The sequence below is a fragment of the Luteibacter sp. NPDC104163 genome (genome assembly GCF_055584245.1).
In genome coordinates, this window is the sequence record NZ_JBVJMK010000012.1 from 132,880 (window position 1) to 143,309 (window position 10,430).

13 protein-coding genes are annotated in these 10,430 nt (G+C 66.5%); 7 read left to right on the forward strand and 6 right to left on the reverse strand.

Annotated elements, in window-relative coordinates:
* Nucleotides 1-29: 29 nt before the first annotated feature.
* Nucleotides 30-539, reverse strand: coding sequence for a hypothetical protein (locus tag ACZ6YI_RS15370; protein ID WP_465779422.1), 510 nt, complete (start codon nt 537-539; stop codon nt 30-32).
* A 97-nt stretch (nt 540-636) separates the two neighbouring features.
* Complete coding sequence (locus tag ACZ6YI_RS15375; protein WP_465779423.1) at nt 637-1,290, reverse strand: hypothetical protein; 654 nt, start codon at nt 1,288-1,290, stop codon at nt 637-639.
* 276 nt (nt 1,291-1,566) lie between these two features.
* On the opposite strand from ACZ6YI_RS15375, the gene ACZ6YI_RS15380 reads away from it, so the two are divergent.
* The 5 genes from ACZ6YI_RS15380 to ispA all read left to right on the forward strand — a co-directional run bounded on the left by ACZ6YI_RS15380 (nt 1,567) and on the right by ispA (nt 5,798).
* Nucleotides 1,567-2,523: an acetyl-CoA carboxylase carboxyltransferase subunit alpha gene (locus ACZ6YI_RS15380; protein ID WP_440327879.1), complete on the forward strand. Its 957-nt coding sequence runs from the start codon at nt 1,567-1,569 to the stop codon at nt 2,521-2,523.
* A gap of 69 nt (nt 2,524-2,592) precedes the next feature.
* Entirely contained in the window at nt 2,593-3,336 is a 744-nt protein-coding gene (locus ACZ6YI_RS15385) for an NYN domain-containing protein (protein ID WP_440327878.1), read from the forward strand.
* A complete protein-coding gene (gene tilS, locus ACZ6YI_RS15390; RefSeq protein ID WP_465779424.1) occupies nt 3,333-4,622 on the forward strand; it encodes a tRNA lysidine(34) synthetase TilS in 1,290 nt (429 codons plus the stop codon). The genes ACZ6YI_RS15385 and tilS overlap by 4 nt, the downstream gene beginning before the upstream one ends.
* A 32-nt stretch (nt 4,623-4,654) precedes the next feature.
* Complete coding sequence (locus tag ACZ6YI_RS15395; RefSeq protein WP_440327876.1) at nt 4,655-4,915, forward strand: exodeoxyribonuclease VII small subunit; 261 nt, start codon at nt 4,655-4,657, stop codon at nt 4,913-4,915.
* Complete coding sequence (gene ispA / locus ACZ6YI_RS15400; RefSeq protein ID WP_465779425.1) at nt 4,896-5,798, forward strand: (2E,6E)-farnesyl diphosphate synthase; 903 nt, start codon at nt 4,896-4,898, stop codon at nt 5,796-5,798. Before ACZ6YI_RS15395 ends, ispA begins: the two co-directional genes overlap by 20 nt.
* Before the next feature lie 42 nt (nt 5,799-5,840).
* Here ispA and ACZ6YI_RS15405 read toward each other — a convergent pair whose 3' ends face one another.
* From ACZ6YI_RS15405 to pmbA, 4 genes are all read right to left on the reverse strand, one after another.
* Nucleotides 5,841-6,143, reverse strand: coding sequence for a helix-turn-helix domain-containing protein (locus ACZ6YI_RS15405; protein ID WP_440327874.1), 303 nt, complete (start codon nt 6,141-6,143; stop codon nt 5,841-5,843).
* Entirely contained in the window at nt 6,127-6,501 is a 375-nt protein-coding gene (locus ACZ6YI_RS15410; protein ID WP_440327873.1) for a type II toxin-antitoxin system RelE/ParE family toxin, read from the reverse strand. The genes ACZ6YI_RS15405 and ACZ6YI_RS15410 overlap by 17 nt, the downstream gene beginning before the upstream one ends.
* A 1,057-nt stretch (nt 6,502-7,558) precedes the next feature.
* Nucleotides 7,559-7,960, reverse strand: a complete 402-nt coding sequence (locus ACZ6YI_RS15415; RefSeq protein ID WP_465779426.1) for a DUF4870 domain-containing protein — start codon at nt 7,958-7,960, stop codon at nt 7,559-7,561.
* A gap of 108 nt (nt 7,961-8,068) precedes the next feature.
* Entirely contained in the window at nt 8,069-9,418 is a 1,350-nt protein-coding gene (gene pmbA, locus ACZ6YI_RS15420) for a metalloprotease PmbA (RefSeq protein ID WP_465779427.1), read from the reverse strand.
* Nucleotides 9,419-9,538: 120 nt separating this feature from the next.
* Between pmbA and ACZ6YI_RS15425 the strand changes: the two genes are divergently transcribed.
* Both ACZ6YI_RS15425 and yjgA read left to right on the forward strand, forming a co-directional pair.
* Complete coding sequence (locus tag ACZ6YI_RS15425; protein ID WP_465779428.1) at nt 9,539-9,763, forward strand: DUF1653 domain-containing protein; 225 nt, start codon at nt 9,539-9,541, stop codon at nt 9,761-9,763.
* A complete protein-coding gene (gene yjgA / locus ACZ6YI_RS15430; protein WP_465779429.1) occupies nt 9,760-10,302 on the forward strand; it encodes a ribosome biogenesis factor YjgA in 543 nt (180 codons plus the stop codon). Before ACZ6YI_RS15425 ends, yjgA begins: the two co-directional genes overlap by 4 nt.
* Nucleotides 10,303-10,430: the final 128 nt, after the last annotated feature.

Here is a 10,430-nt window from a genome sequence, read left to right on the forward strand (position 1 = left end):
CTTCCGCGGCAACGTGTCGGGAAGGCAGGTCAGCGCGCCACCGCCTCTACGTCACCATCAAACGACTGGATGACGCCAAGCTCCTTGATATCGAGGCGGCCCGCGCCACCTTCCGCATCGGCCTCGATGAGCACGTTCAGGTAGGCGGGCTGGGCGGCCCGCCCGCCCTTGACTGCCAACGAAATCCGATCGTGGCCGGGCTGCACCGTCGCCGATGTGCTGCCCAGCGTCACCGTGTTGGCACCACGGTCATCGGTGAGGGCAAGGGCGACGCGGACCGTGGTCGGCGCACCTTCGAACAACCAGGTTTTCGCTTCCACGGCGTACACCGGAAGTGCCGCATCGTCGATGGTGGTGTTGAGCGGCAGGGCGATGCGCTGGTGGATCGTCCCGCCGCGCTGGAGCACGAGATCGGTGGCGTTGTGCAGGTCACACACGTCGGCTGCACCTGGGACGTAGGTTGTGGGGCAACGCGCGGCGAAAGCGGGAGCGGTGACGACGCAGGCTGCTAGCAGTGAAAGTGAAAGAAGACGCTTCATGGGACCATTCCTTTATGACCTCGGAGCGTTGCCGCCGCCCGGGTCGGCGGCGGCGCAGCTCCCTTGTAGACGTACAGGGCTTACGGACGTTTGGGCATCAGCGGCGGTGGTTGAACGACTGCACGATGCCCGCGCCACCCACGAAGATCGGCCGGCTGCCACCCTTGCGTACGAATTCAAGGCGCAGGGATTCCGGATTCTGGCCCTGCGGGTGAGCATTGAAGGTGTACTCCTGCAGGCCATCCCCGTTTGGCGACACCTTCAACGAGCCGAGTTCGGTCTCCACACCGTTGCCACCGATACCGATCAGGCGTGCAATGAGCGCACTACCGGAGGCGGCACCGAACGACGAGGCGTCGAACACAACCCGATAGGTCGGGATCGGGGCGCCCATGCCACTGTCCAGGCGTGTTGCGCGCACCGTCTGCGACATGCTCGCGCCAGGTGCCACACCTACAGCGGTCCCGATATAGCGCTGGCCCTGCCAGATCGGGTGAATGGGTGCCGGTGCGCTGATCGCCCAGCCCGGCACGGCCTGCCATACGAGATCAGTATTGGTTGCACCACGCGGGCGCACGTCGAACGTATCGTTCTGCAGACCGATGACGCACTCCATGGTGGTGTGCTGGTTCATTGCCGCCGGGCAAACCGGCAGCGATTCGTCGCCGGCGAAGGCCGGGGCCGTGACGGCCAGCAAGCTGCTGACGATCAGGAAAGCGCCCGTGCGGCGCAGGGTGAAATGACGCTTCATGCGATGTAGCTCCTTTATTTAATGGGTCGTCGCGCGGCTCCCCCGGCAAGAGGAAAGCCGCACCGCCATTGGAGCAGGACGACCCCGAAACTAGGGCGAGGACTACACCGTTAGGGATGTTCCCCTACAAGCTCTTCGGAATCCCCCTTCACGGCCTCACGAAACATCCTTTCAGATCATTCACTTACAAATCCTTCCTGCACCGTACTGCGGCGCACACCCACATACGTGTGCCCCGGCTATAATGTCGGGTCTTGCCCGGAACCCCCGTATTCCATGAATCCCAACTTCCTCGATTTCGAACAACCCATCGCCGAACTGGAAGCGAAGATCGAAGAGCTTCGCCACGCCAGCAGTGGCCAGGCGTTCAATATCGACGAAGAAGTGGCGCGCCTGCGCGAGAAGCTGAAGCTGAAGACCGCCGAGATCTTCCGCAACCTCTCGCCGTGGCAGATCAGCCAGCTGTCGCGCCACCCGGCGCGCCCGTACACCCTCGATTACATCCAGGGCATGTGCGAGGAGTTCCATGAACTCAAGGGCGACCGCATGTTCGCGGACGACCAGGCGATCGTGGGTGGCCTGGCGCGCATCAATGGCCGCTCGGTCATGGTCGTGGGCCACCAGAAGGGCCGCGATACCAAGACCAAGGTGAAGCGCAACTTCGGCATGCCCCGTCCCGAGGGCTACCGCAAGGCGCTGCGCCTGTTCAAGCTGGCCGAACGCTTCCACATCCCGGTCTTCACCTTCATCGACACCGCCGGCGCCTGGCCGGGCATCAATGCCGAAGAGCGCGGCCAGTCCGAAGCCATCGCCCGCAACCTGCTGGAAATGGCCGAGCTGAAGGTGCCGGTGATCTGCACCGTCACCGGCGAAGGCGGCTCGGGCGGCGCGCTGGCCATCGGCGTGGGCGATCGCGTGAACATGCTGCAGTACTCCACGTACTCGGTCATCACGCCGGAAGGCTGCGCTTCCATCCTCTGGAAGAGTGCCGACAAGGCGAAGGACGCCGCCGAGGTCATGGGCCTCACGGCACCGCGCATCCTCGAGAACGGCCTGATCGACAAGATCGTCCGCGAGCCGCTGGGTGGCGCCCACCGCAACCCGCAGAGCATGGCCACCCGCCTCAAGGCCGTGCTGCTCAACCAGCTCGATGAGCTGGAGAAGCTGCCGGTGAACGAACTGCTCGAGCAGCGCTACGAGCGCCTGCGCAGCTACGGCGCGTTCACGGAATAAGCCCTCCCCGCGCGCACGCGGCTGTCACCGCGGCGCGCTACCATGGCGGCTCGCACCAGGGAGCCGGCCATGGCCAACGATGTGACCCAGAAGCTCGCCGTACTGATCGACGCGGACAACGCGCGCCCGGCGATCGTGAACGGCCTGCTCGCCGAGGTGGCGAAGTACGGCACGGCGCACGTCAAACGCATCTATGGCGACTGGACGGGGCCGAACCTCAACGGCTGGAAGTCCGCCCTGCTCGATCACTCGATCCAGCCGATCCAGCAGTTCGCGTATACATCGGGCAAGAACGCGACCGATTCGGCCATGATCATCGACGCGATGGACCTGCTGTATTCGGAGCGCTTCGACGGCTTCTGCATCGTGTCCAGCGATAGCGACTTCACCCGGCTGGCCTCGCGCATCCGTGAAGCGGGTCTGCTCGTGTACGGCTTTGGCGAGTTGAAGACACCCAAGCCCTTCGTATCGGCGTGCGACAAGTTCATCTACACCGAAGTGCTCGCCAGCGAGGACGATGACGAGAAGGAAGCGCCCGCCGCGCCCAGGTCCGCGAAGGAACTGCGCGGCGATACGCGCCTCGTGAACAACCTGCGCGGGGCGGTCACGGATGCCTCGGATGAAAGCGGCTGGGCCGCGCTCGGCGGTGTCGGCAGCATCCTCAACAAACGCATGTCGGATTTCGATTCGCGCAATTACGGATTCTCGAAACTGAGCGGCCTGATCCAGGGCATCGGCCTGTTCGATGTCGAAGAGCGCCAGCACGGGAATGCCAAGCACGTGTACGTCAAGCTGCGCGCCAAGGGCAAATGAGCGTTTCACTCACCGACCACCTCGCCGCCGCACTGGCGGAACACGACGATACGCCGCTCGTCGTCGCCTATAGCGGCGGCCCGGATTCAACGGCGCTGCTCCATGCACTGGCGCTGCAGGCGCCGCGGCCTGCCCTGCGCGCGCTGCATATCGACCACGGGCTGCAGGCGGAGAGCGGCCTCTGGGCGATGCACTGCCGGCGCTTCTGCGAATCGCTGGACGTGCCCTTCGAGTCGGTGCGGGTCAGCGTGGACCTTAGCCGTGGCGAAGGCACCGAAGGTGCGGCACGGCGCGCACGGCGCACCGCCTTTGCTGCCGCGCTGCGGCCCGGCGAGCGACTCGTCCTCGCCCACCATCGCGATGACCAGGTCGAGACGGTGCTGCTGAAGCTCATGCGCGGCGCAGGCCCCGAAGGCCTTGCCGGCATGCGCGCCCTGCGCGCGCTCGGTGCCGGCGACCAGTGGCGCCCGCTGCTCGACCTGCCGCGTGAAGCGCTACTCGACCATATCGCGCTGCACGCGCTCGACACGGTCCACGATCCGTCGAACGACGATCCCCGCGTCGCCCGCGCGTGGCTGCGCGGCACCGTGTTGCCCGCCCTGCGCGAACACTGGCCGCATGTCGCGCAGAGCGTGGTGCACAGTGCGCGCCTGTGCGGCGAAGCGGCGGCCTGCCTGCGTGACGGCTGGCTTGCCGCGTACGCTGAACTGCGTGGCGCGGACGGCAGCCTCGACGTGCCCGGCTGGCTCGCCCTGCCTCACGCATGGCGCGGCCCCCTGCTCGACCATTGGCTGCACGGCGCCGGCCTGTCCGCGCCGACCACGGCCCAGCGCGAGACGCTGGAACGCCAGGCCCGCGAAGCCGGCGCCGAGCGTTTGCCGCTGGTCGGCTGGCTGGATACCGAGGTGCGCGTCTGGCGCGGCCGCCTGTGGGCGATGCGGCGCCAGGGCACCTTCGACCAGGGCTGGTCGTCGGCGTGGCACGGTGAGCCCCTGGCCCTGCCCGGGGGCGGGTCACTCACCCTCGGCGGCCACCGCCTGGGTGCGCCCGTGACCGTCCGTTACCGCCAGGGGGGGGAAAGCCTCAAGCCGGTCGGGGACCGACACACCCGCGAGTTGCGCGACCTGTTCCAGCGGGCCGGTGTCCCGCCCTGGGAACGGCCACGGATCCCACTGGTCGTGGCGGGCGATGCCGTCCTTGCCGTCGCCGACCGCTGGCTCAGCGAGGCCGGGAAATCCGTGTTCGACGCCGCCGGCGCACCGCCCCTGTGGCATCGCGGCGATTGATCGAAACGCCCATGTGAGCTAGTTTTGCCGCCATGCCGAAGTCCCCTGCCGCCACCGTTCCCGCGCCGTCCATCGCCGAATTCGAGCACTCGCTCGATGAACTCGAGCAACTGGTCACGCGCATGGAAGGCGGCGAGCTCAGCCTGGACGAATCGCTGAAATCCTTCGAGCGGGGCATCGGCCTCTACCGGCAGTGCCAGACGGCGCTGGAGCAGGCCGAGCTACGCGTGCGCCTGCTGCTCGACCCCGAAGCCCCCGATACCGCCGAACCCTTTGACTCCCGCATCGACTGACCTGCCGGCGCCGCTGAAGGCGCTGGCCGGCCGGGCTGACGACGCGCTTGCGCGCGTGCTGCCCGGCGACGACCTGCCCCCGATCGAACTGCACCGCGCCATGCGCTATGCCGTGCTGGGCGGCGGCAAGCGCCTGCGCCCCCTGCTCGTCTACGCCGCAGGCCACGCGCTGGGCAGTGATGGCCCCATCCTCGATGCACCCGCCTGCGCGGTCGAGATCATCCATGCGTATTCGCTGGTCCACGACGACCTGCCGGCCATGGATGACGACGATATGCGGCGCGGGCGACCGACCTGCCACATCGTGTTCGGCGAGGCCATGGCGATCCTGGCGGGTGATGCCCTGCAGGCGCTCGCGTTTGAAATCCTTTCCGCCTCACCCGAGAGCGACGATGCCACCCAGCGCATCGCCATGCTGCGTACGCTCGGTGCCGCCTGCGGCGCGGAAGGCATGGCGGGTGGCCAGGCGTTCGATCTCTCCGCGGTGGGCCGCAAGCTCACCCTCGAAGAGCTCGAGCGCATGCACGCCTACAAGACCGGGGCGCTGATTCGCGCGTCGGTGCGCCTGGGCGCGCTGGCGGCAGGGTGCCGCGACGACGATCTGCTCGCGCGCCTCGACCGCTACGGCCACGCCGTCGGCCTGGCCTTCCAGGTACGCGACGACATCCTCGATATCGAAGGCGAGTCCGCCGTCATCGGCAAGACCGCCGGCAAGGACGCCGCCGCCGACAAGCCGACGTTCCCGTCGATTATTGGGCTCGACGCATCGCGGGCACGGCTCCGGGAACTTGTCGACGAGTCACTCGAAGCCATCGCGCCGCTCGGCGTGCGGGGCGAATGGCTGGCCGAACTGGCTCGTTATTCCGCAGCACGCGGGCATTGATCGGCCGCGGATTGGCGCGCTGATCGTACGCGGCCTCGTGCATTAAAGGATCGCAGCGAGGCCCTTGTCGGCGACGACGTTCAGCAGCTTCAGTGCCGGACCGGTCGGACGTGTTTCGCCCTGCTCCCACTTGCGCACGGTCGATGCGGTCGTATGGAGATGGTGCGCAAACACCGGCTGGCTAAACCGGAGCTTTTCGCGCAGCTGTTTGATATCCGAAGCGCTGAAATCGCGAACGGGCGGCGGGCAGATCGCCTCGAACTCACGCATGGTCACTTTGTTGATGGCGCCTGCCTGATGCAGCGCCACCATCGTTTCGCGCATGGACTCAATGATGCGGCTCACAACATACCTCCAGTAATTGACGCGTTTCGCAAGCTACCCAAAGCGCCTCATGAGAAAGTTCGAGGAAGGCCTTGCCCGCGAACCGCATCACTTTCAACTCGTCCAGCGTGACGTTTTCCTTGTCGCATTTAGCGAAGCCATGCAGGAAGACGTAACGATGACCGATGCGAACTGAAAGAAGCGTACGGTAGCCACCGCTCTTGCCGCTCCCAGTGCGAGCGATGCGCTTCTTGAACAGCGCGCCACCAAGGTCGGCGTCAATCAAACCACGCTCCATCTCACGCACAGCCTTGCACAGCGAGGCGTCGGAAATGCCCTGATCGGCTTGCCAGCGAGAAAACCCTTTCTGCTTGAGCACCCGGGGCACCCTGCGGCTATAACCATACCCTTTTCGGGCACACTTTTCCATCGCGCGATATCCTGATGACTAGGACGACGCAGCGTGCCGATCCATGTCGTTTGGATATGCCGGGGTGCAACTCAACTACGTGTAGGCGAAGCCCGACGCGGGCTGACCCAGACACAAGAAAGGTTCTTCGCGCATTACCGGGGTCGTCGGGTGCATCGGCGCCTCGTCATCGGTTCATTCGCTGGCGCGAATGCGTGTACTGAGCGGCTTGCGCCGCCTTAGGCTGGTTGCTTCCCGGGATCGGGAGCGGTCAGGCCCTGGCGGCCGCCAGACGCGGACCTACGGACCGGGCCGTAGCTCCCTTGTCGCGAGAGTCGTTGCCTCACGCGGCCCTCCGCTCATGTCGGCCGCCAGGGCCTGCCCGCTCCCGAGTCGACACATTCCGTTCCGTGCCGCACAAGCCCGCACACCGATGCCCCACCCCTTGTGGGAGCGCGCTTGCGCGCGACGAGCCAACGAAGCGGCGATGCGGCGTACCGCGCAGATACCCCGCGCGCTCAGCATTCCATACACACACAAGCCCTCTCGGCGACGCGATACCGGCTGGTGCCCTCGCCGCCGCGCCTCGGCGGATCGAACAACGGTTAGCGCGTGAGCTAGCTAGCCGCGTCACTGCTCCGTGGGCTTATCGCGCGCAAGCGCGCTCCCACGGGCGAGCTGGTTGGCACGCGTTGCGAGCTCTCCCACCGTGAACCTCACCGTTAGAGGCGTGGGTGGTCAGGCCCTTGGGGCCGGCATGAGCGGAGGGCCGCGTGGCGTATCGATTTTCGCGAGTGCCGCGCTACGGCCCGGTCCGAAGGTCCGCGCCTGGCGGCCCCAAGGGCCTGACCACCCGCAGCTTCCTCACCCGATCAAAGGCGGGGCGGCGCGAGCCGCTGGTCACACGCATTCGCGCCAGCGAATGAACCGATTCGAAAGCGGGACGTACTGCCCGTCCCCGGACTTCCGCGAAGAACCACAAAAAAGCCCGCATCAGCGGGCTTTTTTTTCAAACACTTCAGCCAACTCAGCTAATCAGCCGCAATGTATACGGGTACCGATAGCTGCCATCGGAGCTGACCTTCAGCGCGGCGACGATCGAGAACACGAGGTTCGCGAGCCATGCCAGGAAGATGATCAGGCCGCCGATCAGGATGATCGACAGGATGCCGCCGATGAAATACGCCAGCACGATCGTGATCTGGAAGTTCAGGGCTTCCTTCGCCTCACGCACGACGTACTGCTTGTCCTCACGGTCCTTGAAGACCAGCCAGACCACCAGCGGCACGATTACGTGGAAAAACGGCCCCGACAGATGCGTCAGCATCGCGATGTTCTTGTCATCGGAACTGGGCGCGGCGAACGGCGGCGCGGGCTCGTACGGCGGTGGCGCGGGCGGCGGTGGAACCTGATCGGACGGGGTACTCATGGCGCGACTCCCTGGGCGATGTCGGCCCCACTCTCCGGGTTGCCCCGGCCCCCTGTCAACCCGACTTGCGGCACGGGGGCAGGAAGTCATGCCCCCGCGGGCCGCGGGCTACTCGCCCGCGATGGTCATGTTCTCGATGAGCCAGGAGCCGGTGAGGATGTGCGAACGGCGGTCCACGTCGCCACCCACCGCGACCAGGTTCGCGTACATGTCCCGCAGGTTCGCGGCGATCGTGATCTCTTCCACCGGATACGCGATCTCGCCGTTTTCGACCCAGAAGCCCGAGGCGCCGCGGGAGTAATCGCCGGTAATGATCGACACGCCCTGCCCCATCACCTCGGTGACGAGCAGGCCCGTGCCGAGCTTCTTCAGCATGGCGGTGAAGTCGTCCCCGCCATTGGCGACGACGAGGTTATGCACCCCGCCCGCGTTACCGGTGGTCTGCAGGCCCAGCTTGCGCGCCGAGTAGCTGCCCAGGATGTAGCGCGAAAGCACGCCATCGACCACGAGCGGCGAATCGACCGTGGCCACGCCTTCGGCATCGAACACCGACGAGCCGAAGCCACCCGGGATGAGAGGTTTCTCATCGATGCGCATCCACGACGGCAGGATCTGCTTGCCCACGTGATCGAGCAGGAAGCTGGAACGGCGGTAGAGCGAGCCACCGCTCACGGCACCGAGCAGGTGGCCGATCAGGGATCGCGAGATTTCCGGCGCAAACAGGACCGGCGCCTGGCGGGTGCTGAGCCGGCGTGCGCCCAGGCGTGACAGGGTCCGCTCGGCCGCCTTCCGACCCAGGGCGGCGGCATCCATGAACTGGCGGGCGTCACGGACGCTGTCGTACCAGTAGTCACGCTGCATGCCCTCGTCGTCGCCGGCGATCAACGCCACGGAGAGCGAATGGCGGGTGCCGCGCTCGCGGCCCAGGAAGCCGTGCGAGTTGGCGTAGACCGAGAGGCTCTGGCCCGCATTGACGCTGGCACCGTCGGAATTGGTGATGCCATCGAGGTCGCGCCCGGCGTTCTCGATATCGCAGCCCAGCGCAATCGCCTCGTCGACGCCGAGCTCCCAGGGGTGCCAGAGATCCAGGTCGGGGAACGTGGTCGCCATGCGGTCGGCGTCGGCCAGGCCGGCGGCCGGGTCTTCCTCGGTGAAACGGGCGATGGCGCAGGCCTGCTCGATCGTGGCCTGGATCGAATCCGGGTTGAGGTCCGCCGTGCTGGCCGAGCCCTTGCGCTGGCCGAAGAACACCGTGAGGGCGAAGCCGCGGTCGCGGGTGTGCTCCACGGTCTCGACCTCGCCCAGCCGCACGTTCACGTTCAGGCCCACGTCGACGCTGGCGGAAACCTCGGCCTGGGTGGCGCCCGCGGCGCGCGCCCGGCGGATCGTATCCTCGGCCAGGCTGGCGAGGCGGTCGAGGTCCTGGTGGCTGGTGTCGAGGGTGGAAACTTGGCTCACGTGGGCTTCCCGGGGGCAGGCGGTTAGAATGGCAGGCCGCAGGCGGCCGAATCTCCCTAGTTGGGGGCGCGCCGCCCGAATACAAAGCAAACGCACCGCCCATGGTGCCATGGAAACCCTATGACCATCCGTGTCGGCTACTACCGCCACTTCAAGGGCATGCCCTACCGCGTGCTGGGCACGGCCCGGCACAGCGAGACCATGGAGGAACTGGTCGTGTACCAGGCCCTCTACGGCGAGCACGGCCTGTGGGTACGCCCCGCGGCCATGTTCGCGGAAACTGTTGAACACGAAGGCCACGTGCAGCCGCGCTTTGCCTTCGAAGGCGAGGAGGTACAGCCATGAGGAACTGGGACAAGCCGCCGCCGAAGGACGACGACGAGGAAGATTTCGGCCCCAGCCGCACCGAGAACCGGCGCAATGCGCTGGATATCCTGAAGCTGGCCAACCAGCTGGTGGAACTGCCGCCCTCGCGCATTCCCAAGCTGAACCTGCCGGAAGACATCATCGACGAAATCGGCCGGACCCGTAAGGTCACGGCGCATATCGCACGCAAGCGCCAGATGGCGTACCTGGCGAAGCTGATGCGGCGGCATGGTGACGAGGCGTTTGCCGATGCGCGTGCCGCGCTGGGCGAAGACCGCGATCGCCAGCGCCAGGAAGCCGCGCACATGCACCGCCTGGAGGCGGCGCGCGAGAAGCTGCTCGAAGGCGGCGACAGCGCGATGGGCGAGCTGTTCGACAAGCACCCGGAACTCGACCGCCAGCACCTGCGCTCGCTGGTGCGCCAGGCACGCGCCGAGCGCGAGGCGAACAAGCCGCTGCATGCGTTCCGGGAGATTTACCGGATCCTGAAAGATCTCGAAGCCGCGTCGGACGAGTAAGGCCGCGCAAAGGCCGCACTTGTGGGAGCGGGGGTGGGGGCGGGGGGGGGGGGGGCGCGGGCCCCCACCCCCCCCCCACCCGGGGCCCAAACCAAAAGGAAAAAAAAAATGGGGGGTGGGTTTGCAAA